Genomic DNA, 23,682 nt, shown 5'->3' with positions numbered 1-23,682 from the left:
GACGTGGAGGGTGGACAGTTGCCGCAAGACCGCCAGTGGCCCGAGTCCGACGCCGAGAGAACCGACGTGTTCCCTCCGGCGCGGGGGGAACTTCTCGACTCGTCCGGGCCCCAGTTCGACGCCGGTGCGACCCAGCACATGCCCGCGGTCGGCCAGCGGTTCGACGCCGGTGCCACGCAGCAGTTCGACGCGGCGGCGACCCAGCGGTTCGCGCCGCAGCGTCCCGACGCCGATGCGCCGACCGAGCAGGTCGAGGGCGTCGTCCCGGTGCCCGCGCCGCGAGCCGAGGACGACGACCCGGGCGCCGCCCGGCGCCGCTCGCTGCGCAAGGCCGCGATCATCGGCGGCGCCGCGCTGGGCGTGCTCGTCGTGGTCTACGGCGCCGACCTGCTCATCAGCAGCGGTGACGTGCCGCGCGGCGTGACCGTGGCCGGAGTCGACGTCGGCGGGATGTCGCGCTCCGATGCCGAGGCCGAGCTGCGGCAGAAGCTGGAGCCGCGGCTGACCCAGCCGGTCAAGTACCAGGCGGGCGACGTCGCCGAGAGCTTCAACCCCGCCGAGGCCGGGCTGAAGCTGGACTGGCCGACCACCCTGGACAACGCCGGCGACCAGCCGCTGAACCCGTTCACCCGGCTCGCGTCCTTCTTCACCACCCGCGAGGTCGGCGTCGCCACCCACGCCGAACCGCAGAAGCTGGCCGGTGCCATGGAGGACGTGCGGCAGGCCGTCGACCGGGACCCGATGGAGGGCACGATCCGGTTCGAGGAGGGTCAGCCGATCCCGGTCGACCCCAAGCAGGGCCAGAAGCTCGACGTCGACGGCGCGATGCAGGCGATCCTCACCCAGTGGGCAGGCGAGCAGGCCGTCCAGCTGCCGGTGGCGGTGACCCCGGTGCGGTCCACGCCGGAGGCCGTGCGGGCGGCGCTGGAGCAGTTCGCCAAGCCCGCCGTGTCCGGCCTGGTGCTGGTGCGTGGCGAGGGCAAGGACGCGGTGCTGCAGCCGCCGCAGATCGGCGCGGCGCTGACGTTCGAGGTCGACGAGGCGGGACAGCTGAAGCCGAAGATCGACAACGCGAAGATCGTCGAGGCGGCCGGGCCGCAGCTGGCGTCCACCGAGAAGGAGGGCAAGGACGCCCAGATCGTGTTCGAGGGCGGCAGGCCGACCGTGCAGCCGTCCGAGGACGGCAAGAAGATCAACTGGGACCCCAGCCTCGCACCGCTGCCCGAGGTGCTGCTGCGCACGGAGAACCGTGAGGTCAAGGCGCTCTACGAGAACAAGCCGGCGAAGGTGACCACCGAGGACGCGAACAAGTACGGCGTCAAGGAGGTCATCGGCGAGTTCACCACGAAGGGCTTCGCTTCCGACTCCGGCGTCAACATCCGGGTGGTGGCGCAGAAGGTGAACGGCGCCTTCGTCAAGCCGGGCGAGACGTTCAGCCTCAACGGTTTCACCGGGCCGCGGACCAAGGCGCAGGGCTACGTCGAGGCGGGCGTCATCTCCGACGGCGCGCCCGGCCGCGAGGTCGGTGGCGGCATCTCGCAGTTCGCCACCACGCTGTACAACGCGTACTACTTCGCCGGCATGAAGGACGCCGGGCACAAGGAGCACAGTTACTACATCAGCCGCTACCCGGTGGCGCGTGAGGCGACGGTGTTCCAGAACCACGCCGGTGCCAGCGTGATCGACCTGAAGTTCACCAACGACAGCGACACCGGGGTGGCCATCCAGACCATCTGGTCGCCGTCGTCGATCACGGTGAAGCTGTGGGGCACCAAGCGGTACAACGTGGAGTCGGTGACCGGCGAGCGGCACAACTTCACCGAGCCGCAGGAGAAGGCCGGCCCGACGGAGAACTGCCAGCCGTCCAACGGCGCGCAGGGCTTCACCGCCAGCGACACCCGCATCCTGCGCGACCTCAGCGGCCGCGAGGTGCGCCGCGAGCCGCGCAACGTCCGCTACAACCCCCAGCCCAAGATCACCTGCCCCTGACGGGCCCGGCCCGGAACGTACGACTCGCGGCTAGAACCGCGTGACCCAGTGGGCCGTTCGGTCCAGGTAGGCCGTCTCGGCGGCGGGGCCGGTACGGCCGTAGGCGCCCTCGTAGGTGCGGTAGCCGTGCCCGGCGGGCGGGCTGGAACTGGCCGGCTCCAGGGACGAGCCCTCGTGCCACTCGTTGAACGAGGTGATCGACACCCAGTCCGGCTTGCCGCCGTTGGCCGGGTCCAGCGCGGTGGCCCACTGCCGGTCGTAGGTCGCGCCGCCTGCCCGCTCCAGCGTGGGCGTGGTGTTGCCGGGAACGGCCCGGTCGTCGATGTAGCCGGGGCCGATCGACGGTGCCCACACCAGGCCGTTGGCTCGGCAGAAGTCGGCGATCCCCTTCCAGCCCACCGGGTTCTGTGAGGCGAGCACGTCGTAGGTGTAGATCCCGCCGAAGTGCGTGACCTTGGACAGGTCGGTGGTCTGCGCCAGCACGATGGCCTCCGGGCGCACCGCCGCCAGCGGCGCCCAGTCCGCCACCCGCAGGCTCTCGAACACGTAGAACGCCGGCCGGTTGCCGTGCGCGGCGTCGCGGTAGAACGCCGGGCTGGAACCGTAGCGTCCCACGATGTATCGCACGTCGTCCACAGTGGACTGGGCGGTGCGGCCGGCGTAGGGTTCCAAGTGCCAGGCGACCTTCAGCCCGTACCGCGCCGCCGCGGCCAGGACACCGGCCGCCAGGCCGTCCTCGTAGGAGCCCCGGCCCCACCAGCTGTACACCAGCGTTCCCACCCCGGCCTCGCGGATCCACCGCATGTGCCGGTCGACCGCACCGGCGAAGTCACCGGAGTCGTAGGGGCCCAGCGCCGGGTAGAAGTCCGCGCCGATGGCCGAGGGCGGCTGGTGCCCGCCCTGCTGCCAGTGCCGGTACTGGCCGTAGGTCGCCGGATTGCCGTACCACGGGTAGTAGAACACGTGCGTCTTACCGGACAACGGCGGCTGGGCGGCCGCCGGCGGCACGCACAGTGCCGCCAGCAGAGCCACCGCCAGTACCAGCACCCGCATCACAACCTCCTACAGATTCAGCCAGGCCGCGGTGTCGGCCGGCAGCAGGTCACCGTCCAGCGGGCCGCTGGACAACAGCAGGGAGCGGTGCCGCGGCAGCGGAACCGCCTCCGCGCCGAGGTTGAGCACACAGGCGAAGTCCTCACCGCGGCGGAACGCGAGCACGTCGCCGCCGACGCCGACCAGCCAGCTCAGCTCACCGGAACACTCCCGGCGCAGCCGCAGCCCCTCCCGGTACAGCCGCAGCATCGAGCCGGGGTCGGATTCCTGCCGGGACGCGGTGTACTCCGACCAGACGGCGGGTTGCGGCAGCCACGGCTCCTTCTCCGCGTCGTCCGGGCCGAACCCGAACGGCGGCACGGAACCCGACCACGGCAACGGCACGCGGCAGCCGTCCCGGCCGGGGTCGGCGTGGTCGCTGCGTTCCCACACCGGGTCCTGCCGCAGCTCGCCGGGGATGTCCTCGATCTCCCACAGCCCCAGCTCCTCGCCCTGGTAGACGTACACCACGCCGGGCAGCGCCATGGCCAGCAACGCGGCCGCGCGGGCCCGCCGGGTGCCCAGCTCGCGGTCGACCGGCGTGCCGTGCAGCCGGTCGGCGAACGAGAACCCGGTGTCGCCCGCGCGGCCGTAGCGGGTGACCGGCCGGGTGACGTCGTGGTTGGACAGCACCCACGACGCCGTCGCACCCACCTCCGCGTGCGAGGACAGGGTCCGGTCGATCACCCCGCGGAAGCGCTCGGCGTCCCACGGGCAGACCAGGAAGTCGAAGTTGAACGCCCCGTGCAGCTCGTCGGAGCGCAGGTAGCGGGCCGACCGGCGCAGGTCGGACAGCCACATCTCGCCGACCAGCATGCGCTGCCCCGGGTAGCCGTCGGCGATGCGCCGCCAGTCCCGGTAGATCTCGTGCAGGTCCTCCTGGTCGGAGAACGGCGTCTCGTCACCGGGCTCGACGTCGGGCAGGGCCGGGTCCTTGACCAGCCCGTCGGCGACGTCGATGCGCACCCCGTCCACCCCGCGATCGAACCAGAACCGCAGGATGTCGCGGAACTCCTCGCGCACCTCCGGGTTCTCCCAGTTCAGGTCGGGCTGGCGCGAGCTGTACAGGTGCAGATACCACTGGCCGTCCGGCACGCGGGTCCACGCCGAGCCGCCGAAGCGCGAACGCCAGTTGTTCGGCGGCTGCGAGCCGTCCGGACCGCGGCCGTCGCGGAACCAGAACCGTTCGCGTTCCGGCGATCCCGGGCCCGCGGCCACCGCGGCGGTGAACCACCGGTGGGCGTCCGAACAGTGGTTGGGCACCACGTCGATGATGACCCGGATGCCGCGCTCGTGTGCCTCGGCGATGAGCTGCTCGGCCTCGCCGAGCGTGCCGAACGTCGGCTCGATGTCGCGGAAGTCGGCGACGTCGTAGCCGCCGTCGTCCATCGGCGACGGGTACCACGGCGTGAACCACAGCGCGTCCACACCCAGATCCGACAGATAGCCCAGCCGCGACCGGACACCGGCGAGGTCACCGATGCCGTCGCCGTTGCCGTCGGCGAAGCTACGCAGGTAGACCTGGTAGATCGCGGCGTGCCGCCACCAAGCGGACTGGCTCATGTCGTCATTCCACCTTTCCCCCGGGCGGTTCAGCCCTTGATGCTGCCGGCGGTCAGCCCGGCGAGGACCTGTTTCTGGAACACGAGGAACAGCGCGATCATCGGGACGCTGGCCAGCACCATCCCGGCGATCAGCAGGTTGAGCGGCATGAACTCGGCTACCCGCTGCAGCAGCACGCTCAACGTCTGCGTGCTCGGGTCCTGCAGCACCAGCAGCGGCCAGATGAAGTCCTTCCAGGCGGCCACGACCACCAGGATCGACACCACCGCCAGGATCGGCCGGGAGATCGGCAGCACGATCCGCAGCAGGGTCCGCACGGGCCCCGCACCGTCCATTGTGGCCGCTTCGAGCAGCTCGTCGGGTATCTGGTCGAAGAACCGTTTGAGCAGGTAGACGTTGAACGCGTTGGCCGCGGCCGGCAGCCAGATCGCCGCCGGGTTGTTGAGCAGGTTCACCCCGATCAGCGGCACGTCGGTGATCGTCAGGTAGGTCGGCACCAGCAACGCCGCCGACGGCAGCATCAACGTCACCAGCATCATGCCCAGCACGGCGTTGCCGAACCGGGGCCGCAGCTTGGACAACGCGTACGCGGCGGGCACGTCGACCGCCAGCGACACCGCCCACGCCCCGGCCGCCACGACGACGGTGTTGAGGAAGAACCTGCCGAGATCCATCTGGTCCCACGCCTGCGCGAACGACTGCGGTTCCCACGTCTGCGGGACCAGCGTCGGCGGGATGCGGGCCAGTTCCTCGGCCGGTTTCATCGCGCCGGTGACCGCCCAGTACAGCGGGAACAGGAACGCCAGCGCGAACCCGGCGAACACCAGGGCGAACACCGTCCAGTAGACGATCTTGCCGCGCCGCGTGCGCAGCGACGACGGCGACACCAGCGTGCGGGTGCTCATGCGTTCGCCTTCCTGGTCATTCGCGCGTAGGCGACGGAGAACACCCCGAGCGCCACGAACAGCAGCAGGCTGAGCGCGCTGGCCGTGCCGAAGTCGTTGTAGACGAAGGCGTAGCGGTAGAGCAGCAGCAGCACGGTGACCGTCGAGTCGTCCGGCCCGCCGCCGGTCATCACGAACGGCTCAGTGAACACCTGCATGGTCGCCACCACCTGCAGCAGCAACAGCACCAGCAGCACGAACCGGGTCTGCGGGATGGTGACGTTCCACAGCCGCCGCCACAGCCCGGCACCGTCCAGCTCGGCCGCCTCGTACAGCTCACCCGGGATGGTCTGCAGCGCGGCCAGGTAGATCAGCGTGGTGGTGCCCATGTTCGCCCAGGTGGACACGATCACCAGCGACACCATCGCCGTGCTGCTGGAGTCCAGCCACGCCGAGTCCGGCAGCCCTACCGTGCGCAGTGCCTCGTTGAACAGCCCGGGGCCCGGGTCGTAGAACCACTTCCACAGCAGCGCGGTGACCACCGGCGGCAGCATCACCGGCAGGTACACCAGCAGCCGGAAGTACGCCCTGGCGTGCCGCAGTTCGTTGAGCAGCACGGCCGCGGCGAACGGGACCGCGAAGCCGAGCACCAGCGCGAGCCCGGTGAACAGCAGGGTGTTGCGCCAGGCGATGCCGAACAGCGGATCGTCGAACAGCCGCTGGAAGTTCTCCAGGCCCACCCACGCCGGGTCGTCGACGAAGTTGACCTGCTGGAACCCCAGCAGCACGCCGCGGACGATCGGGTACCAGGAGAACAGCGCGAACACGACCAGCGCGGCGGACAGCAGACCGTACGCGGTCAGCTGCCCGGTCCAGCGCCGCCTCACTTGACCTGGGCGAGGATGCCGTTGACCCGCGTCTCGGCCGCGGACAGCAGCTCGTCGACGTTGGCGTCCGCCTTGGTCAGGACCGCCTGCATGACGGTGTCCAGCGCGGCGTAGACCTGCTGCGCGTTCGGCGGTTCCAGCGAGCCCTTGATGGTGGACGCGGCGTCGAGGTAGGGCTTGTAGTGCTGCGCGGGGATGTTGGCGTACTTGGTCTTCGCCGCTTCCTGCTGCGCGCGGGCCTCGCCCTGCCAGATGTCCTGGTTGGGCACCGCGGGCAGGCCGACCGGCTGCTTGGCGTCGGCGTAGCGCTTGGTGAACGAGTCGAAGCGGGCGGGGTTGAGGTAGCGCCAGCGGATCCACTCCAGGCCCGCCTTGACCTTCTCCGGCGACGCCTTCGGGTTGACCATGTAGCCCTCGCCGCCGATGAGCGTGCCCTTCGCCTCGGGGATCGGGGCCAGGCCGTAGTCCTCGTACTTGCCGTTGAACTGCTTGACCACGGTCGGCACGTTGTCCGGAGCGGCCAGGTACATGCCCAGCTGGCCGGCGCCCATCATGCGCTGCGCGTCGGCGGCTTCCAGCAGCTGCTTGGTGCCCATGGAGTCGTCGGTCCAGCGCATCCGCTTGAGGTGGTTCAGCGCGGTGCGGGTGATCTCGTTGTTGAAGTCGGCCTTCCAGGCGTCGCCGTCCTTGCGGGCGACCTGGCCGCCGAGCGAGTTGATCCACGCGGTGAGGTGCCAGCCGCCCTGGTTGTTGCGGCTGAAGTCGGCGTAGCCGACGGTTCCGCCGCCCAGCGCGGAGATCTTCTTCGCCGCGTCGGCGACCTCGGCCCAGGTGCGCGGCGGCTTGTTCGGGTCGAGCCCGGCGCGGGTGAACAGCGTGCGGTTGTAGAGCAGGCCCATCGAGTAGTTCGCCGTGGGCAGGCCGAACAGCTTGCCCTCGGCGTTGCGGAAGACGTCCAGCAGCTGCGGCTGCAGCTGGGCGACCTCGGGGATGGCGGCGGCCGCCTCGGTGATGTCGGCGGCCTGGCGGCGGGCGATGATCTGCGCCGGGTCGGTGAAGTAGACGTAGAAGACGTCCTCCAGCTGGCCGCCGGCGAGCTTCGCGGAGAACTGCTCGACCTCCATGAAGCCCTCGTGCGGCACCAGGTCGATGTCCGGGTGCGTGGCCTCGAACTCGGCGACGTCCTGGTCGAAGATCATCCGCTCGAAGGCCTGGGTCTGCGGGGGCTGGCCGTTGATCGACACCGCGATCCTGCCGTCTGCCGACCGTTCCCCGCTGCCGCCGTCGGAGCACGCCACCAGCGTGACCGCCAGCCCGGCGGCGACCGCCGCCGCGACGATCCGTTTGCGAATGTTCATGGACGCCTTCTTCCCGGAGCCTCGTGTGACGGCAGCCACTCTAAAGTGTGAGGCTCGTTTATGGAAGAACCCGACAGAAGATTGTAATTACTCGACTGCCGCTCGTCCGGTGGAGGCGCGCACGACCAGCTCGGGAGCGAAGAGCAGTTCCTCCGCGGGCACGTGACCACCGTTGATGCGCTTCACCAGCAGCTCGACCACGGCCCGGCCCATGGCCTCGATGGGCTGCCGGATGGTGGTCAGCGGCGGGTCGACGCACTGCATCATGGCCGAGTCGTCGTACCCGACCACCGAGACGTCACCGGGCACCGACAGCCCCGCGCGCCGGGCCGCGCGGATGGCACCCAGTGCCAGCGGGTCGCTCGCGCACAGGATCGCGGTGACGCCGTGCTTGAGCAGGCGGGCGGCACCGGCGTGGCCGCCCTCCAGGGAGAACATGCCGTGCGCGACGTCGTCCGGGCGCACCGGCAGCCCGGCGGCGACCAGGCACTTCTCGAACGCCTCCTGCTTGCGCCGGGACGGCACGTGGTCGGCGGGCCCCAGCAGCAGCCCGATCCGCTCGTGGCCCAGCGAGCGCACGTGCCCCATGGCCTGCTCGACGGCCATCGCGTCGTCACAGGACACCTGCGGCATCCCCAGTTCGCCGACCGCCGCGTTGAGCAGCACGGTCGGCAGGCCACGCTCGACGAGCCGGTGGTAGTGCTCGTGGGTGGCCTCGGCCTGCGCGTAGTGGCCGCCGGCGAACGCGACGCCGGACACCTGCTGGCTGAGCAGCAGGTCGACGTAGTCGGCCTCGGACACCCCGCCCGCGGTGCGGGTGCACAGCACCGGGGTGAAGCCCTGCTGCGCCAGCGCGTTGCCCATGACCTCGGCCAGCGCGGGGAAGATCGGGTTCTGCAGCTCGGGCAGGACCAGCCCGACCAGCCTGGCGCGCTCGCCGCGCAGCTGCGTCGGCCGCTCGTAGCCGAGGACGTCCAGCGCGGTGAGCACCGCGGTTCTGGTGGCCTCGGCCACGCCGGGCCTGCCGTTGAGCACCCTGCTGACGGTGGCCTCGCTGACGCCCACCTGCTTGGCGACCTCGGCGATCCGACGTGTCTGTTGCTTCATGCCCGCAATTATGGAACAGCGGCTTGCAAAACCATGCATCAGCCGCCGCCGCGTCCGTCGAGCCGCAGAGCACGTGAAGGCCACCTTCACCACGTGAGACGTAATGAAGGTGGCCTTCACGAGCTTGTGCCCAGGCCCGGTGTTCGCGATCTGGACCCGGTGTGCCGGACAGTGGACCAGGTGGCCGGGAACGGACAACTCGCGGGTCCGGAACGGACGACTCGCGCGTGAGAACGTACAACTCGCGCGAACGGGCCGTTGGCGCGAGTGACCGGCGCTACGTGAGAACCGGCGTCCACATCGTGAGTTCTACGCTCACGCACGCGAGTTCTGCGTTCCGGTACGCGAGTTCCACGCTCGGGACCACCCACCGCCCTGCCGCACCCCGGACTCTGCCGGGACCCTGACGGCGCAGTGCACGTGCCAGGGCACCGGGGCGGCCGTCCTCATCGAATCGACAGGTTGGCATCAGCGCACACACAGGAACCGCCGCGACCCTGGACGCAGGCACAACCCAGGAGTGCGAGATGAGCGACGAGAAGACACCCGAGCAGGAACCCGAGAAGCAACAGGAGACCACGACCGAGACCCCGCAGGCCGCGCCGCCGATCCCACCGCCGCCACCGCCACCGCCCGCGCCGAAGCCGCCGGGCCGGTTCCGCAGGATGCTGGCCCACCGGGCGACGGCCCTGGTCGGCGTCGGGCTGGCTGGCATGCTCGTCGGCGGCGGTGTCGTCGGGGCGATCGTCGCGGCATCCGACGGTCCCGGCAGGCCGGGGCACGTGCGGGAGTACGGCCAGCCACGCCCGCACTGGCAGGGCGGACCGGACTGGCGGGACAGCGGAGACTGGCCGGGCCAACGTGGTGGCCCCTGGCAGGGCGAGCGCTACGAGGACTACCCGCGCTGACCCCAGAAGCGGGGCCCTCACGGAACGTGCCTACCCCGAGGAAACACGTTCCGGCCGGCTGAGGGCCTCGCTGATCACCGAACACCTCACACTAAGAGCAGGCCACTCGGGCGTCAACCTGGAAGACCACTCAGCGTCGCAGGCCACGGACGAACGCCGCGGGCGTCATGCCCTTCCATCGCTTGAACGCGTAGATGAAGCTGGACGCCTCGGCGTAACCGAGGCGCACGGCCACGTCCTGCACGGTCAGCGCGCCGGTGGCCAGCAGTTCCTCGGCGACGGCCTGCCGCACCTCGTCGGCCAGCTGCCGGAAGCTGGTGCCCGCCTCGGCCAGGCGCCGCCGCAGCGTGCGCTCGCTCAGGTTGAGCGCGGCCGCGACCTCGGCCATCCCCAGTGACAGCCCGTCGACGCGCACCAGCCGCTCGCGCACTTCGTGCGTGATACCGGTACGCGCCCGCCGCCGCGCCAGCAGTTCCCGGCAGTGCGCCTCGCAGATGGCGACCGTGTGCTCGTTGGCCTGCGGCAGCGGGCGGTCCAGGTAGGCGGCGTCGACCGCGCCGACATGTGCGGGCGCGCCGAAGACCGGGTCGGTGCCGAACACCTCGCGGTACTGCCCCGTCGCCTCGCCCTCGAAGGCGAACTCCAGGCGGGTCAGCCGGATGTCGGGCAGCAGGTCCCGCAGGACGGTGACGATGGCCGCGAGATCACGCAGCACCAGCGGCCTGCGGACGTCGGCTGGCACCAGCTCGTCGTGCATCCGCATCCGCAGCTCGCCACCAGCCACCTCGACGCGCGGGATGGCGAACGTGAAGCTCAGATCCAGGTACCGCAGGGCGAACGCGATGGTGTCACGCAGGGTCGGGCTGCTGACGCAGGCGAACCCGAAGATCCCGAACGTCGACACCCGGTAGCGGCTGCCCAGCTCCAGCGCGACGGCGTCACCGCCGCCGAGCGCGCCGGTCAGCGCCCGCACGACCCGGAGTTCCTGGCCCGCGTCGATCTGGGTGTCCGGATCGCGGACCCGCTCGGCGGTCAGGCCGCTGCCACGCAGCAGCTCGCGGGCGTCCACCCCGCGTTCGGCGGCGAACCGGGTCATCAGCAGCACGCTGGCCGCGCTGCGCGGGAAGTCCCAGTCGCGCACGGCCGGTGTGGGCAGACGGACGCCGGTGTCCATGACGGGTCATTGTCACCGGGCTGGCCGGAATTCTCAATTCGCTGGCCGCCTTCACCCTTCCCAACCCGGCGCGGCCGTCCTAGCGTCGGTGGTCATGGGTACACCGTCCGTTCTCATCGTCGGCTCCGGTTTCGGCGGCCTGGCCATGGCCATCGAGCTGCGCCGGGCCGGGTTCACCGACGTGACGGTCCTGGAGAAGGCCGACACCCTGGGCGGCGTGTGGCGCGACAACACCTACCCCGGCTCGGGCTGCGACATCCCGTCGCCGCTGTACTCGTTCTCCTTCGCGCCCAATCCGGACTGGCCCCGCCGCTACTCCCGCCAGCCCGACATCCTCGCCTACCTGCGGGCGGTGGCCGACCGCTACGGAGTCACCGGCCTGGTCCGGTTCGGCACCGAGGTGACCAGCGCGTCGTTCGACGCCGACCGCGGCCGCTGGGTGGTGGACACCAGCAGCGGCGAGACCTTCGAGGCCACCGTGCTGGTTCCCGCCGTCGGCCAGCTGTCCCGGCCGGCGCTGCCCGCCATTCCCGGCAGGGACACCTTCGCCGGGCGCGGCTTCCACTCCGCCGAGTGGGACCACGACTGCGAGCTGACCGGTAAGCGGGTCGGGGTGATCGGCACCGGGGCCAGCGCCATCCAGTTCGTGCCGGAAGTCCAGCGGCAGGCCGGCACGCTGACGGTGTTCCAGCGCTCGGCGCCCTACATCATGGCCAAGCGGGACAACCCGTACCGGCCATGGCAACGATGGCTCTTCCGGCACCTGCCGCTCACCCGGCTGATCGGCAGGCTGCGGATCTGGCTGCTCGCCGAGTACGCCACCTACGCGATGACCCGCCACCGGTGGCTGGCGACGCCGTTCGAATGGCGGACCCGCCAGCTGCGCCGAAGGCACATCGCCGACGCCGGGCTGCGGCGCAAGCTGGTGCCGGACTACCCGATGGGCTGCAAGCGGATCCTGTTCACCAACGACTACCTACCCGCGCTGGCTCAGCCGAACGTGCACGTCGAGACCGCGCCGATCACCGAGATCACGCCGGGCGGCGTCCGCACCGCCGACGGCACCGAGCACGAGCTGGACGTCCTGATCTACGGCACCGGGTTCGCCACCCACGACTTCCTCGGCCCGCTCAAGATCCGCGGCCTGGGCGGCAGGGAACTGTCCGAGGCATGGGCCGGCGGCGCGCGGGCCTACCTGGGCATGACGATTCCCGGCTTTCCCAACCTGTTCTGCATGTACGGCCCGAACACCAACCTCGGCGCCGGGTCCATCGTGTACATGCTGGAACGGCAGGCCCGCTACATCCGGCGGATGGCCGAGCATCTCGGCCGCCCCGGCGTGTCCTATGTGGACGTCCGGCCGGAGGTGGAGCGACGCTACGACAGCGAGGTGCAGCGCAGGCTGGCCGCCAGCGTGTGGGCGAGCTGCGCGAGCTGGTACCGCGAGGAGAGCGGCCGGGTGTCGGCCAACTGGCCGGGGCTGGTCAGCGAGTACCACCGGCGTACCAGGGAACCGGACCTGGCCGACTACCGGACGGTGAGCGCATGAGGACCGACTACGACGTGCTGGTGATCGGCTCCGGCTTCGGCGGCAGCGTCACGGCGCTGCGGCTGACCGAGAAGGGCTACCGCGTCGGTGTGCTGGAGGCGGGCAGGCGGTTCGCCGACGACGAGTTCGCGAAGACCTCGTGGCGGCTGCGCCGTTACCTGTGGGCACCGCGGCTGGGCTGCTTCGGGATCCAGCGGCTGACGTTGCTGCGCAACACGTTCGTCATGAGCGGCACCGGCGTCGGCGGCGGTTCGCTGGTCTACGCCAACACGCTGTACGAGCCGCCGGAGAAGTTCTACCGCGACCCGCAGTGGGCCTCGATCACCGACTGGCGTGCCGAGCTGGCACCGCACTACGACCAGGCCAAGCGGATGCTCGGCGTGGTGGAGAACCCGCTGACCACGCGGTCGGACCGGGTGCTCAAGCAGGTCGGCGACGAGATGGGCATCGGGCACACCTACCGGCGCACCCAGGTCGGGGTCTACTTCGGCAGCGGCCCGGGGCGGGAGGATCCCGACCCGTTCTTCGGCGGCGCCGGCCCCGCGCGGCGGGGCTGCCGGCACTGCGGCGAGTGCATGACCGGCTGCCGGCACGGCGCGAAGAACACGCTGGTGAAGAACTACCTGTACCTCGCCGAGCAGGCGGGGGCCACCGTGCACCCGCTAACCACGGTCGTCGACGTGTGCCCGGACGGTGACGGCTACCGGGTGCGGACCGTCCACACCGGACGGTGGGTGCGCCGGGCGGGGCCGGAGTTCACCGCGCGCCAGGTGGTGTTCGCCGCGGCGTCGCTGGGCACGCAGCGGCTGCTGCACCGGCTGCGTGACGGCGGCTCGCTGCCCGGGATCTCACCGCGGCTGGGGTACCTGGCCAGGACCAACTCCGAGGCGGTGCTGGGCGCGCGGTCGCTGCGCAGGGGCACCGACCTCACCCGCGGCCTGGCGATCACCTCCTCGATTCATCCCGACGAGGACACGCATGTCGAGACGGTGCGCTACGGCAAGGGCAGCAACGTGTTGTCGATGCTGGCCACGGTCCTGGTCGACGCCGAGCCGGGCCGCAGGCGGTGGGTGCTCGGCCTGCGGGAGCTGTGGCGGCAGCGCCGGAACCTGGTACGCATGCACAATCCGCGGCGCTGGTCGGAGGGCCTGATCGGCCTGCTGGTGATGCAGACGCTGGACAACTCGGTGACCACCTACACGCGGCGTGGCCTGTTCGGGCGGCGGATGACGACCCGGCAGGGCGAGGGGGCGCCGAACCCGGAGTGGATCCCGGCTGGTCACGAGGTGGCGCGGCGGGTGGCCGGCAAGATCGACGGCGTGCCGCTGGGGTCGTGGACGGAGATGGCGAACATCCCGATCACCGGGCACTTCATCGGCGGCTGCGTCATCGGCGACTCGCCGGAGACCGGTGTGGTCGACCCGTACCAGCGGCTCTACGGACACCCTGGCCTGCACGTGGCGGACGGGTCGGCGATCTCGGCGAACCTGGGCGTCAACCCGTCGCTGACCATCACCGCGCAGGCGGAGCGGGCGATGTCGCTGTGGCCCAACAAGGGTGAACCGGACCCGCGCCCGCCGCTGGGCTCGCCGTACGTGCGGCTGTCCCCTATCGCTCCGGCGAATCCCGCCGTGCCCGAGGGCGCGCCGGGCGCTCTGCGCGCCGGGCGGCGGTGAGCAGGCCGCCCGCGGCGTGCAGGAACAACTCCCGTAGCTCGGATTCGGACAGGTCGCGCTCGTCGAGCCACTGGGTGAGCACGCCTTCGATGAACGCGATCCAGCCGCGCACGGCGTACCGCAGTGCCGGTGTCTCCCCGGCAGGCGGCAGGCCCAGTTCCGCGCCGGTGCGGCGCATGCCGGCCAGCATCATGTCGACCTGCCGGGTCCGGGCGGCCTGCAGGATCGCCTGCAGCTCGGGGTCGGGGCCGGCGTGCTGGGACAGCAGCAGCCTGCTGTTCTCGCCGTACTCCTTGGCCCATTCGATCACCGCGTCCAGCACGGCGGCGGTGCGCCGCGCAGCGGGCAGCGCCGGGTCGGGAACGGTGCGCTCGGCCAGCGCGTCGGCCGCGGCCCGGACGACGGCGAGGTACAGGGCGCGCTTGCCGGCGAAGTAGTAGTACAGCAGGCCCTTGGCCAGTCCGGCCTCGGCGGCGATGTCGTCGATGGACACCGCGTCGTAGCCGTGCCGGGAGAACAGCCTGGTGCCGGCTGCCACCAAAGCGGCCTCGGGATCCCTGTGCCGCCTGGTCATCCGCTGAGCCTAATGGGGAACGACCGTTGACCCAGATTCAAACTCGCGAGTAACTTCCGTGTGGCCCATCTCACCACTGGAGTTGACATGGTCTCTTTCCGGCGCCGTCTCGCCCTCTGTCTCGCCACGGCCGCCGCGGCCGCCGTGGTGGCCGCTCCGGCCGCGGCCGCGGATTCCATCGACCGCTACGTGGCGCTCGGCGACTCGTTCACCTCGGGTTCGCTCATCCCCAACCAGATCGACCTGCCCTGCACCCGGTCCGACCGCAACTACCCCTCGCTGGTGGCCGCCGAGCTGAAGCCGGCGAAGTTCGTCGACGTCAGCTGCGGCGGTGCGACGACCCGCGACCTCACCGGCCGCCAGTTCGGCTTCGTGCCACCGCAGTACGACGCGCTCACCGCAGGCACCGACCTGGTGACGATGGGCATGGGCGGCAACGACGTCGGCTTCGCCGAGATCGTGGTGACCTGCGGCCTGCTGGCGGTGACCAACCCGGGCGGCTCGCCGTGTGCCGATCACTACGGCGACACACTCGAGCAGCGGCTCACCGCGTTCGCGCCGAAGCTGGGCGAGGCCGTCGACGGCATCCGCACCAGGGCGCCGCGGGCCCGGATCGTCCTGGTCGGCTACCCGGCCATCCTGCCCGAGCGCACCGGCTGCTTCCCGATCGTGCCGATCGCGCGGGGCGACGTGCCGTTCCTGGACGGCGTCGAGCGCAGGCTGAACGAGATCGTCGCCGAGCAGGCCTCGCGCAACGGTGCCGAGTACGTCGACACGTTCACCCGCGGCCACGACGTCTGCACCCCGCCGGGCACGAAGTGGGTGGAGGGCATCTTCCCGACCGCCCCCGCGGCCCCGGTGCACCCCAACGCCCTCGGCATGCGTGCCAGCGCCCAGAAGGTGCTCGCACACCTCCGATGACACCCGCCTCTCCGTAGTACCCCAATGCCACATTGGGGGAGTTGATGTCCCCCAATGTGGCATTGGGGGACATCAACTGAGGCTGGACGTCTGATGTATCTGATATATGATGGGGCGATGACGCATTCGCGGCGCACGTTCCTCGCCGGGGCCGGCGCGCTGGCGTCGGCCGCGGTACTCACCCCCGCGACAGCCACGGCGGCGGGCGAAGCCGATCCGTGGCGGCAGGTCCCGCGGATCATGGCCCGCGTCCGGCCGCCGCGGATTCCCCGGCGCGACTTCGTCGTCACCGGCTTCGGCGCGGACCCGGCAGCCGGCGCCGCGAGCAACACCGCGGCGTTCGCCCGCGCCGTCGCCGCCTGCTCGGCGGCGGGCGGCGGCCGGGTGGTCGTGCCGCCCGGCACGTTCCGCACCGGGCCGATCCACCTGCGCAGCAACGTCGAACTGCACGTCGGCGCCGGTGCCACGGTCAAGTTCAGCACCGACCCGGCCGACTACCTCCCGCTCGTGCTGACCCGCTGGGAAGGCACCCTCTGCTACAACTACTCCCCCTTCATCTACGCCTTCGAGCAACGCAACCTGGCCATCACCGGCAGCGGCACGCTCGACGGCGACGCCGTCAACGGGGAATGGCGTGGCTGGGGCGCGGGCGCGACGCAGGAGCTGCGGCGCATGGGCGAGGAGGGCGTCCCCGTCGAACGGCGGATCTTCGGCCCGGGCAAACGCCTGCGGCCCAACATGATCCAGTTCTTCCGCTGCCGGAACATCGCGGTCAGCGACGTGTTCATCACCAACCCCGCGATGTGGTCGCTGCACTTCGTGTTCAGCCGGAACATCACCGTGCGCGACATCCACATCCTCACCACCAACTCGCAGGGTGACGGCGTCGACCTGGACTCGTCCAGCTTCGCCTACGTGGCGGACTCCCGCTTCAACACCAACGACGACTGTGTGGTACTCAAGTCCGGTCGGGATGCCGATGGCCGCCAGGTCGGCATCCCGACCTCCCACGTCGTGGTGGAACGGTGCAAGTTCTCCGGCCGCTGGGGCGGGATCACCGTCGGCAGCGAGATGTCCGGCGGCGTGCACACGGCGTTCGCCCGCGACTGCGAGATCAACGCACCGGACTTCCCCGGCCGCTACCCGGTCAAGCACGCGCTCTACATCAAGACCAACTCCGACCGGGGCGGCTACGTCGACGGCATCCACCTGCGTGACTTCACCGGCCGCGACGTCGAACGGGAGATCCTCGACGTCAGCATGTTCTACAACGGCGGCGGCACGAAGGGGCACTACCCGCGCATCCGGAACATCACCGTGGACCGCATGCGCATCGACGGCGGCCGCGTCGCGGCCAACTTCGAGGGCCTGCCGCAGAGCCACATCCGCGACGTGCTGATCAGCGACAGCACGTTCACCCGCATCGCCCAGCCGAATCACCTGATCGACACCGACAACCTGCGCTTTCGTAACACGACGATCAACGGCAGGCCGGCAGGCTGAACTCAGCCACGCGGCCCGAACAACGCACCGAGGGTGAGTAGCGACGCCGTCACGACGATCCAGCCGATCGCCTTGCGGGTCGGGCCGGGCCCGGCGCGCAGCAGATACACCCCGACGGGAACCAACGCCACGGTCAGGCCCCCGGTGGCGAGAATCGACACCGGAACCTGCGTGCCCTTCAGCGTGCCGAAGGCATGGACGGACATCAGCGCCAGGGACACCGCACCCAGCGGGCGGAGCACGCCCGAACGCCAAGCCCCCACGGCGAGGACGATCCAGCCGGCGAGAGTCGCCCCGCCGAGGATGCGGAAGGGGTGCCAGGTCATCGCACCCCAGGCCCCGTAGTAGTCGGCCACCAGCTGCCCGGCGGACTCGACGCCCCGCGTGCCGGACAGGACGAACACGATCTGGTCGGTCCCCGCGTGGTAGGCGCGCGTGAACAGGCCCAGGACGACGAGCGTGCCACCCCAGTACGCCCAGACCGGCCGGGTTCTGACGATCCCCCGGCACAGGGTGACGACCGCGGGGAACAGCAGCACGTTTCCCAGCGCGAAGCAGGCGTACGCCGCTGCCATCACCGCCGGGTGCTGCTGTTGTGCCGCCAGTTGCTGCGGGAAGAAGAAGTGGAACGGCGACCGCAGGGGGGTGCCGACCAGCATGAGAACCGGCGCCACGATCAGGCAGGCGCCGCCGATCCACCTGCCGGGAAACCAGGGCAGGCCCGGGGTGTGCAGGTCACGAGCGACCGGCCCGGTCACCGCCAGCCACGCCGGGAATTCCCGCTTCTTTTCGTCCGAAGTGGACGAGTGATGAGCACGCATGTGCGGATTGTCGGCTCCGGCGGGACGTCGCGCGTCGGACTCCGGTCGCACAGCTGGGGTCAGACCACGGTCTGACCCCGGGGTCGTGTCAGGGCAGCGGCACCTTGCGGGTGTTCTGGAAGATCGCCTGCCGCCAGCCGCCCCGTTCCTTGGTCAGCAGGTTGGTGTTGACCGACAGCGACCCGTCGCGGCAGCCCGTGGCCGGAGCGGTGACCAGACAGGTCGTGCGGGTGATGGTGACCAGATCCGGCCGCAGGTACTGGACGTGCTCGCCGAGCACCTGGAACGTGGTGTCCTCGATGTAGTGGTCGAAGTACCGCTGCATCTCAGCCGCGATCACCGGCCGGGTCACGAGATGGTCGCCGTTGAACGTGACCACGCTGCCGTCCCGGGTGAACGTCGAGGCGAACAAGGCGCCCGACTCGATCTCCCAGGCCCGCTGCTGGGTCCGCACCAGCTCGGCGAACGCCTCGCGGTCCCCTCCACCGCCCGCCGACGCCACGCCGGTCAGCGTGACGGCCGCCACCCCGGCGGCCGCGACGGCCGCGGCCAGAAGCCTTCTGCCCATGGTTCCTCCCAGATCCGAATACGTAGCTTATCTACATGTAACGAGCCTACGCATCGGTCGAATGAACGGCAACCGGTGAAATCCACTCGCCATCGCGGGGCACGCCTGGAAGGCTGGACCGGAAAGCACACGACCTTGGCCGGAGGTTTCCATGTCCGACTCCACACCGTCCGCAGAAGCTGGTGCGGAAGACGAGGTCAAGCGCAAGTTCCGGGAGGCGCTGGAGCGCAAGCAGGCCAAGGCGAAGTCCGGCACGTCCCACGAGGACCGCGGCTCCAAGGTCAACTACGCGCACGGCCCCGCCGCGCACAAGCGCGAGTTCCGCCGCAAGAGCGGCTGACCCACAGCACGGGAAGGCCACCTTCACTACGTCTCACGTAATGAAGGTGGCCTTCACGTGCCCGGATACTCAGCCGACCATGATCGAGCGCAGGCCGGAGATCTCCGACATGCGCCGCTCGGCGAGCCGGTCCGCGGCCGTCGCCGGCGGTACGCCCTCGGCGTCGGCCAGCGCGAACACCGCCTTGGTGGTGTCGAAGATGCCCGCGGCCTTGCGCTGAGCCCTGGCGAAGTCGAAACCGTGCAGCTCGTCGCTGACCTGGATCACGCCACCGGCGTTGACCAGGTAGTCCGGCGCGAACAACACGCCGCGGTCGGCCAGCTGCTTGTCGATGCCGGGGTGCGCGAGCTGGTTGTTGGCCGCGCCGCAGACCACCTTGGCCCGCAGCACCGGCACCGTGTCGTCGTTCAGCGCGCCACCCAGCGCGCACGGGGCGAACACGTCCAGCTCGGAGCGCAGCAGCTCGTCGGCGTCGGCGGCCACGCCGACGGCCGGGTACTGGGCCCGGGTGCGCTCGACGGCCGCCGCCGAGACGTCGGTGATCACCACCTGCGCACCCGCCTCGATCAGGTGCCCGACCAGGATGTGGCCCACCTTGCCGACACCGGCGACGCCGACCCGCCTGCCACGCAGCTCGGGCGTGCCCCACAGGTGGTCGGCACTGGCGCGCATGCCCTGGAACACGCCGAACGCGGTGAGCACCGACGAGTCGCCCGCGCCGCCGTCCTCCGGCGAGCGGCCGGTGACGAAGCGGCTCTCCCTGGCCACGACGTCCATGTCGGCCACGAACGTGCCCACGTCGCAGGCGGTGATGTAGCGGCCGCCGAGTGAGGCGACGAACCGGCCGTAGGCCCGCAGCAGCGCCTCGGACTTGTCGGTGGCCGGGTCACCGATGATGACGGCCTTGCCGCCGCCGAGGTCCAGGCCGGCGAGCGCGTTCTTGTAGGCCATGCCCTTGGACAGGGCCAGCACGTCGTCGAGCGCGTCCTGTTCGGAGGCGTAGGGGTAGAACCGGGTTCCGCCGAGCGCGGGGCCCAGCGCGGTGGAGTAGATGCCGATGATGGCCTTGAGGCCGCTGGCCTTGTCGTGGCAGTACACGACCTGTTCGTGGCCGGTGTCGCGATCGAACACACCCTGGGAGGACACGGTGGTGACTCCTTTGTCTGCACCGGCGTGCTTGTGACACGCCCTGGGGATCGGTGCCCGCGCGGCGAGATCGTCACCGCGGAGGTACCTCGGGCACGAACCTAGAGCCCCGGGCGTGATCCGCCAAGCGTTCTCACGCGGTGCGCAACGCGGCCGACAGCGCGGCCAGCTCGCGGACGTCCTCGTCCAGCGTGTCGCCGGTGGCCGGCACCGCCACCGGGACCGCCTGCGCGGGCACCGGCGCGTCGTCGGCGTGTGCCTTCAGCGCGGCACGCAGCCGCTGGGCCAGCACGGCGGGGTCGGTCGTCGAGTCCGGGCCGCCGACCGTGGCCAGGTACGGGCTGAGCCGGACCAGGCCGTCCCGGCACTCGATCACCCTGCGGTAGTAGCGGCGGTGCACACCACGCACGGTGAGCAGGTCCCGCCACCGGCTGGTGGGCACCCGGCCCAGCTGGCCCTCGGGGAAGTGCCGGTGCAGCTCCTGCCACAGCGGGCCGAGCCGGTGGTACATCCTGCGGTGGTAGGCCCACACCCGCAGCGCCGCCCAGCGCCGGGCGGCGGCCGGGTAACTCACGCCGACGACGAACAGCACCGTGCCCGGCAGCATGAAGAACACCGCGCCGAACCAGCCGATGGTCGTCTGGGCGTTGCCGTCGGCGCTGGCCGAGGCCGCCGCGCCGGTCCAGCGCATGATGACCGACGGGATGAACAGGCTGTGTGCCAGTACCACGCCCGCCATGCCGAGCGCGGCGATCCGCAGGCCGCGCGCCAGCCTGCGTTCGGCGCCCCTGGCGTAGCGCCAGGCCAGCACGAACGCGACGGCGAAGCCGAAGCCGAGGTACAGGTCGGCGGTCACGAAGAACACCGCGACGCTGGTGACCCGGTGGTCGTTGGTGCCGGTGCCCGGCGGGGTGCGCACCGCGGCGACGGTGAGGACCACCAGCGTGACCAGCAGCGGCACGGCGTAGGCCAGCGTCTGCCGCAGCGCGCGGCGGAACTCCAGCGCGGAGAACAGGAAGAACGCGATCAGGCAGTTGGCCGCCACCAGCAGGGCGCCGTGCTGCACCAGCCTGCACAGCATCGGGGACAGCCCGAGCAGCGACACCTGGTCGCCCGCGGCCTCGCCGAACGGGAACGCGACGGCGAACCCGGCGACGACACCGGTGACCGCCCACAGCGGGGCGCTGCGCGGGGTCCGGACGAGCCTGGTCAGCATCCAGACCAGCGCGATGATGGAGACGATGCCGTAGGCGAGGATCCCGGAGTTCATGGAGTCACAACCATCCCAGCCGGTCGGCGAGAGCGGTCTCCATGGGGTCGCCCGAAGTCCTCGGGGCCACCCGGTCCAGTACCGAGGCCCACTCCAGGATGATCGTCGCCACGGTCTCGGCCTCCCGTTCCTGGTCGTTGTCGTAGGAGCTGCGGCGCAGGGCACGCCGGACGGCCTCGGGGTCCAGATCGGGGAAGCGCTCGCTCAGCTCCGCCGGCTCCGGCTCGGCCGGCGCGAGCAGCTCGGCCATCAGCAGCTCGTCGTCGGCACCGGGCCGGTGCCCGGCGATCATGTGCCCCAGCTCGTGCAGGATGATGTGGCCCTGGTGGGACTTGGTCGTCTTCTCCTGGTAGATGACGTAGTCGGCGTCCTCGTCGGCGATCCACACGCCGAACGGCCCCGGCACCGGGATGGGGTGCGCGATCAGCCGGATGGGCCTGCCCCGCTGCTCGCCGACCTTGCGGCACAACTCGGTGACGTCGAGCGGGGGCCGGATGTCGAGGTCGGTCAACAACTGCCGGCACCGGCGGCGTAGGGCACGCTCGCGCACAGGTCACCTTCCGTCCCGCGACTGGTCGTCCGCTTGGACGACCGTAACGGTTCAGCCGCAGTTCAGAGACCCGTGCCCGGTTTGTCTCACTCTTCCGGCCTATCGCCGCGTTCGGCCCGCTGCTCGCGGTACACGACGTTGAGCAGTTCCATCACCAGCCGCCGCCGCTGCGGGGACAGTTCACCGGCCCGCATCGCCATCAGCTGGGCGTCGCTGGAGCTGGCGATCTCGTTGAGCCTGCGCTGCTCGGACTTCAGCTCGGCCAGCTGCGCGTCGACCCGGTCGGTGACCTCGTCGTCGAAGAAGTAGCTGGCCGGGACGCCGAAGAAGGCAGCGAGTGCCTGCAGGTGCTTGAAGGTCGGGTTGTCCTTCTTGCCCTTGCGCAGCTGCCAGATGTAGCTCTGCGAGATGGTGACCTCGCCCTTGCCCGAGATGGCCGCGGCCACGTGCTCGTTGCTGTACTCCTGGCCGCTGCGCGGGGTCTGGGTGGCGAAGAGGTGGTTCAGCTTCGCCGCCAGACTGCGGTCGCGGTCCGCTCGCTGGGACATCCGACCTCCCACGGCTTACACCCACGACGAACCTTCGTCGAGGGTACATCTTCTCGCAAGTTGAAACGCCGGAGGCGCGGGTCTAGGCTGCCTCCATGACTGGTTCCACTGACGCGAAACAGTCTACCGGTCGAGGTGTGTACACAGGTACAAACCGCCCCCCGGCCTGGGGGTCCGGGGGACACTCGACCGGCACAACGGATTGTGCCTGGTGCCCGATCACCTTCCACGCGAGGGCGGTCGACGGCGTCACCGGCCTGCCCGAACGGTCGAGCTGGGAGCGGCGGGCGGGGCACGCGCTGACGCACACCGGGACCGAGCCGAGCGTCCTGCTGCTGCTCGACCTCGACCGGTTCCGGGCGGTGAACGACGCACACGGGCGCGCCGCGGGCGACGTCGTGCTCGCGGCACTGGCCGGGCGGCTGCGCGAGGCGGTCGGCGCGACCGGGATCGTCGGGCGCTGCACCGCCGGTACGTGTGACGAGTTCCTGGTGCTGCTGCCGGCCACGTCGCTGGAGGCGGGCCTGGCGACGGCACGCACGATCCGGGCCCGGCTGGGCACCACCGAGGTGACCGTCCGCTCGGCGAGCGGTCACCCGGTGGTGGTGGAGGGCGTCACGGCGTCGATCGGCGTGGGCGTCTGCCTCGACGGCGACCTGCACGAGCCGTTGCGGCAGGCCGACGTGGCGCTGCTGCGCGCCAAACACGCCGGGCGGGACCGCATCGCGCTCCCGTCCTGGGTCTAGCGCGCGATGAGCCGGGCCAGCAGGCCGGTGACGACCAGCCAGAACACGGCCGCCAGGCCGTAGTTGATCAGCACGCCGATCTCGTGGCTGTCCAGCGTGAACAAGCCGGGGAAGAACAGCGCCAGCGGTTCGGCGACCGACTTCACCAGCTGGAAGAAGCCGTTGGCGGCGTTGGCCCCGAGCAGGATCATCAGGATGTAGAGCGCCTCGATCACGGCGAACACCGCTCCGACGCCGGTGATCACCCTGGCTGCCGCGACTCGGTTTCCGGTGGAGGTACGCAGTCTGGACATGTCCACCCGGGTTCCCCCGCCCGGGTGACCGGAAACGCGCGCCGCCCAGGTTGGGCCGCTCACCCGCCCAGGTTGCGCCATCCGCGCGAGTCCACCACTCCGGCGCCGCGAGTCCACCACTCGGCACCCCCGAGTTGACCATTCCCGCCGGGCGCGAATGTGTAACTCGCGGGGCGGGAACGGTGGACTCGCGGGGTGCGAGAGGTGGACTCGCG

The 23,682-nt window shown here is 70.7% G+C and carries 23 protein-coding genes; 8 read left to right on the top strand and 15 right to left on the bottom strand.

The genetic code is table 11. The features are described 5' to 3' along the window. The first annotated feature begins 18 nt into the window (after window positions 1-18). Window positions 19-1,989 carry a VanW family protein gene (locus EWH70_RS28585; protein ID WP_240687285.1) on the top strand — a complete coding sequence of 657 codons (1,971 nt, stop codon included), beginning with the start codon at window positions 19-21 and terminating at the stop codon, window positions 1,987-1,989. A 30-nt stretch (window positions 1,990-2,019) separates the two neighbouring features. Here the strand turns inward: EWH70_RS28585 and EWH70_RS28580 are convergent, their stop codons facing one another. The 6 genes from EWH70_RS28580 to EWH70_RS28555 form a co-directional block, all read right to left on the bottom strand. Beyond that, window positions 2,020-3,042 (bottom strand): glycoside hydrolase family 99 protein, encoded by a 1,023-nt coding sequence (locus tag EWH70_RS28580; RefSeq protein ID WP_130478627.1) that lies wholly within the window; start codon window positions 3,040-3,042, stop codon window positions 2,020-2,022. A gap of 9 nt (window positions 3,043-3,051) precedes the next feature. After that, the gene (locus EWH70_RS28575; protein WP_130478626.1) at window positions 3,052-4,644 is read right to left on the bottom strand and encodes a glycoside hydrolase family 13 protein; all 1,593 of its coding nucleotides are present in this window, start codon (window positions 4,642-4,644) and stop codon (window positions 3,052-3,054) included. Between the two features lie 29 nt (window positions 4,645-4,673). After that, window positions 4,674-5,549, bottom strand: a complete 876-nt coding sequence (locus EWH70_RS28570) for a carbohydrate ABC transporter permease (protein WP_130478625.1) — start codon at window positions 5,547-5,549, stop codon at window positions 4,674-4,676. Beyond that, complete coding sequence (locus EWH70_RS28565) at window positions 5,546-6,415, bottom strand: carbohydrate ABC transporter permease (protein WP_130478624.1); 870 nt, start codon at window positions 6,413-6,415, stop codon at window positions 5,546-5,548. Before EWH70_RS28565 ends, EWH70_RS28570 begins: the two co-directional genes overlap by 4 nt. Further along, window positions 6,412-7,773: an ABC transporter substrate-binding protein gene (locus tag EWH70_RS28560; protein ID WP_130478623.1), complete on the bottom strand. Its 1,362-nt coding sequence runs from the start codon at window positions 7,771-7,773 to the stop codon at window positions 6,412-6,414. The genes EWH70_RS28565 and EWH70_RS28560 overlap by 4 nt, the downstream gene beginning before the upstream one ends. An 87-nt stretch (window positions 7,774-7,860) precedes the next feature. Beyond that, complete coding sequence (locus EWH70_RS28555) at window positions 7,861-8,880, bottom strand: LacI family DNA-binding transcriptional regulator (protein ID WP_240687284.1); 1,020 nt, start codon at window positions 8,878-8,880, stop codon at window positions 7,861-7,863. 527 nt (window positions 8,881-9,407) lie between these two features. On the opposite strand from EWH70_RS28555, the gene EWH70_RS28550 reads away from it, so the two are divergent. Next, entirely contained in the window at window positions 9,408-9,788 is a 381-nt protein-coding gene (locus EWH70_RS28550) for a hypothetical protein (RefSeq protein WP_130478622.1), read from the top strand. A gap of 130 nt (window positions 9,789-9,918) precedes the next feature. On the opposite strand, the gene EWH70_RS28545 is transcribed toward EWH70_RS28550, so the two are convergent. Beyond that, the gene (locus tag EWH70_RS28545) at window positions 9,919-10,962 is read right to left on the bottom strand and encodes an AraC family transcriptional regulator (RefSeq protein ID WP_130478621.1); all 1,044 of its coding nucleotides are present in this window, start codon (window positions 10,960-10,962) and stop codon (window positions 9,919-9,921) included. Window positions 10,963-11,056: 94 nt separating this feature from the next. Here EWH70_RS28545 and EWH70_RS28540 point away from each other — a divergent pair, with 94 nt between their 5' ends. Both EWH70_RS28540 and EWH70_RS28535 read left to right on the top strand, forming a co-directional pair. Next, window positions 11,057-12,511 (top strand): flavin-containing monooxygenase, encoded by a 1,455-nt coding sequence (locus tag EWH70_RS28540; RefSeq protein ID WP_130478620.1) that lies wholly within the window; start codon window positions 11,057-11,059, stop codon window positions 12,509-12,511. Continuing rightward, the gene (locus EWH70_RS28535; protein ID WP_130478619.1) at window positions 12,508-14,187 is read left to right on the top strand and encodes a GMC oxidoreductase; all 1,680 of its coding nucleotides are present in this window, start codon (window positions 12,508-12,510) and stop codon (window positions 14,185-14,187) included. The genes EWH70_RS28540 and EWH70_RS28535 overlap by 4 nt, the downstream gene beginning before the upstream one ends. On the opposite strand, the gene EWH70_RS28530 is transcribed toward EWH70_RS28535, so the two are convergent. Beyond that, a complete protein-coding gene (locus EWH70_RS28530) occupies window positions 14,120-14,761 on the bottom strand; it encodes a TetR/AcrR family transcriptional regulator (RefSeq protein WP_130478618.1) in 642 nt (213 codons plus the stop codon). The two genes, EWH70_RS28535 and EWH70_RS28530, sit on opposite strands and share 68 nt — an antisense overlap. A gap of 87 nt (window positions 14,762-14,848) precedes the next feature. Here EWH70_RS28530 and EWH70_RS28525 point away from each other — a divergent pair, with 87 nt between their 5' ends. Together EWH70_RS28525 and EWH70_RS28520 are read left to right on the top strand one after the other, a co-directional pair. Continuing rightward, window positions 14,849-15,682: an SGNH/GDSL hydrolase family protein gene (locus EWH70_RS28525; RefSeq protein ID WP_130478617.1), complete on the top strand. Its 834-nt coding sequence runs from the start codon at window positions 14,849-14,851 to the stop codon at window positions 15,680-15,682. A gap of 117 nt (window positions 15,683-15,799) precedes the next feature. Then, a complete protein-coding gene (locus EWH70_RS28520; protein ID WP_130478616.1) occupies window positions 15,800-17,185 on the top strand; it encodes a glycoside hydrolase family 28 protein in 1,386 nt (461 codons plus the stop codon). Between the two features lie 2 nt (window positions 17,186-17,187). Here EWH70_RS28520 and EWH70_RS28515 read toward each other — a convergent pair whose 3' ends face one another. Then, complete coding sequence (locus EWH70_RS28515; protein ID WP_205669294.1) at window positions 17,188-18,006, bottom strand: hypothetical protein; 819 nt, start codon at window positions 18,004-18,006, stop codon at window positions 17,188-17,190. Window positions 18,007-18,094: 88 nt separating this feature from the next. Continuing rightward, complete coding sequence (locus EWH70_RS28510) at window positions 18,095-18,574, bottom strand: SgcJ/EcaC family oxidoreductase (protein ID WP_130478615.1); 480 nt, start codon at window positions 18,572-18,574, stop codon at window positions 18,095-18,097. A gap of 151 nt (window positions 18,575-18,725) precedes the next feature. Between EWH70_RS28510 and EWH70_RS28505 the strand changes: the two genes are divergently transcribed. Further along, window positions 18,726-18,914: a DUF5302 domain-containing protein gene (locus EWH70_RS28505; protein ID WP_130478614.1), complete on the top strand. Its 189-nt coding sequence runs from the start codon at window positions 18,726-18,728 to the stop codon at window positions 18,912-18,914. Between the two features lie 69 nt (window positions 18,915-18,983). Here EWH70_RS28505 and EWH70_RS28500 read toward each other — a convergent pair whose 3' ends face one another. From EWH70_RS28500 to EWH70_RS28485, 4 genes are all read right to left on the bottom strand, one after another. Continuing rightward, the gene (locus EWH70_RS28500) at window positions 18,984-20,060 is read right to left on the bottom strand and encodes a Glu/Leu/Phe/Val dehydrogenase dimerization domain-containing protein (RefSeq protein ID WP_240687283.1); all 1,077 of its coding nucleotides are present in this window, start codon (window positions 20,058-20,060) and stop codon (window positions 18,984-18,986) included. A 133-nt stretch (window positions 20,061-20,193) separates the two neighbouring features. Then, window positions 20,194-21,330 carry an MAB_1171c family putative transporter gene (locus EWH70_RS28495; protein ID WP_130478613.1) on the bottom strand — a complete coding sequence of 379 codons (1,137 nt, stop codon included), beginning with the start codon at window positions 21,328-21,330 and terminating at the stop codon, window positions 20,194-20,196. 4 nt (window positions 21,331-21,334) lie between these two features. Beyond that, complete coding sequence (locus EWH70_RS28490; RefSeq protein ID WP_130478612.1) at window positions 21,335-21,880, bottom strand: UBA domain-containing protein; 546 nt, start codon at window positions 21,878-21,880, stop codon at window positions 21,335-21,337. A gap of 86 nt (window positions 21,881-21,966) precedes the next feature. Beyond that, complete coding sequence (locus tag EWH70_RS28485) at window positions 21,967-22,428, bottom strand: helix-turn-helix domain-containing protein (protein ID WP_130478611.1); 462 nt, start codon at window positions 22,426-22,428, stop codon at window positions 21,967-21,969. A 137-nt stretch (window positions 22,429-22,565) separates the two neighbouring features. Here EWH70_RS28485 and EWH70_RS28480 point away from each other — a divergent pair, with 137 nt between their 5' ends. Next, the gene (locus EWH70_RS28480; protein WP_165436455.1) at window positions 22,566-23,174 is read left to right on the top strand and encodes a GGDEF domain-containing protein; all 609 of its coding nucleotides are present in this window, start codon (window positions 22,566-22,568) and stop codon (window positions 23,172-23,174) included. Here the strand turns inward: EWH70_RS28480 and EWH70_RS28475 are convergent. Beyond that, the gene (locus EWH70_RS28475; RefSeq protein ID WP_130478609.1) at window positions 23,171-23,467 is read right to left on the bottom strand and encodes a hypothetical protein; all 297 of its coding nucleotides are present in this window, start codon (window positions 23,465-23,467) and stop codon (window positions 23,171-23,173) included. The genes EWH70_RS28480 and EWH70_RS28475 overlap by 4 nt on opposite strands. Window positions 23,468-23,682 lie beyond the last annotated feature (215 nt).

The sequence above is a fragment of the Amycolatopsis suaedae genome (assembly GCF_004214935.1).
Taxonomy (GTDB): Bacteria; Actinomycetota; Actinomycetes; order Mycobacteriales; family Pseudonocardiaceae; genus Amycolatopsis; species Amycolatopsis suaedae.
Note: the sequence above shows the minus strand (reverse complement) of the source record. Positions and strands in the feature narration are given on the sequence as shown.

What these genes read in the sequence shown, in the direction of transcription:
- EWH70_RS28580 (WP_130478627.1), bottom strand. Translation starts at nt 3,042, where the DNA reads ATGCGGGTGCTGGTACTGGCGGTGGCTCTGCTGGCGGCACTGTGCGTG.
- EWH70_RS28575 (WP_130478626.1), bottom strand. Translation starts at nt 4,644, where the DNA reads ATGAGCCAGTCCGCTTGGTGGCGGCACGCCGCGATCTACCAGGTCTAC.
- EWH70_RS28570 (WP_130478625.1), bottom strand. Translation starts at nt 5,549, where the DNA reads ATGAGCACCCGCACGCTGGTGTCGCCGTCGTCGCTGCGCACGCGGCGC.
- EWH70_RS28560 (WP_130478623.1), bottom strand. Translation starts at nt 7,773, where the DNA reads ATGAACATTCGCAAACGGATCGTCGCGGCGGCGGTCGCCGCCGGGCTG.
- EWH70_RS28555 (WP_240687284.1), bottom strand. Translation starts at nt 8,880, where the DNA reads ATGAAGCAACAGACACGTCGGATCGCCGAGGTCGCCAAGCAGGTGGGC.
- EWH70_RS28550 (WP_130478622.1), top strand. Translation starts at nt 9,408, where the DNA reads ATGAGCGACGAGAAGACACCCGAGCAGGAACCCGAGAAGCAACAGGAG.
- EWH70_RS28545 (WP_130478621.1), bottom strand. Translation starts at nt 10,962, where the DNA reads ATGGACACCGGCGTCCGTCTGCCCACACCGGCCGTGCGCGACTGGGAC.
- EWH70_RS28540 (WP_130478620.1), top strand. Translation starts at nt 11,057, where the DNA reads ATGGGTACACCGTCCGTTCTCATCGTCGGCTCCGGTTTCGGCGGCCTG.
- EWH70_RS28535 (WP_130478619.1), top strand. Translation starts at nt 12,508, where the DNA reads ATGAGGACCGACTACGACGTGCTGGTGATCGGCTCCGGCTTCGGCGGC.
- EWH70_RS28530 (WP_130478618.1), bottom strand. Translation starts at nt 14,761, where the DNA reads ATGACCAGGCGGCACAGGGATCCCGAGGCCGCTTTGGTGGCAGCCGGC.
- EWH70_RS28525 (WP_130478617.1), top strand. Translation starts at nt 14,849, where the DNA reads ATGGTCTCTTTCCGGCGCCGTCTCGCCCTCTGTCTCGCCACGGCCGCC.
- EWH70_RS28520 (WP_130478616.1), top strand. Translation starts at nt 15,800, where the DNA reads ATGACGCATTCGCGGCGCACGTTCCTCGCCGGGGCCGGCGCGCTGGCG.
- EWH70_RS28515 (WP_205669294.1), bottom strand. Translation starts at nt 18,006, where the DNA reads ATGCGTGCTCATCACTCGTCCACTTCGGACGAAAAGAAGCGGGAATTC.
- EWH70_RS28510 (WP_130478615.1), bottom strand. Translation starts at nt 18,574, where the DNA reads ATGGGCAGAAGGCTTCTGGCCGCGGCCGTCGCGGCCGCCGGGGTGGCG.
- EWH70_RS28505 (WP_130478614.1), top strand. Translation starts at nt 18,726, where the DNA reads ATGTCCGACTCCACACCGTCCGCAGAAGCTGGTGCGGAAGACGAGGTC.
- EWH70_RS28495 (WP_130478613.1), bottom strand. Translation starts at nt 21,330, where the DNA reads ATGAACTCCGGGATCCTCGCCTACGGCATCGTCTCCATCATCGCGCTG.
- EWH70_RS28485 (WP_130478611.1), bottom strand. Translation starts at nt 22,428, where the DNA reads ATGTCCCAGCGAGCGGACCGCGACCGCAGTCTGGCGGCGAAGCTGAAC.
- EWH70_RS28475 (WP_130478609.1), bottom strand. Translation starts at nt 23,467, where the DNA reads ATGTCCAGACTGCGTACCTCCACCGGAAACCGAGTCGCGGCAGCCAGG.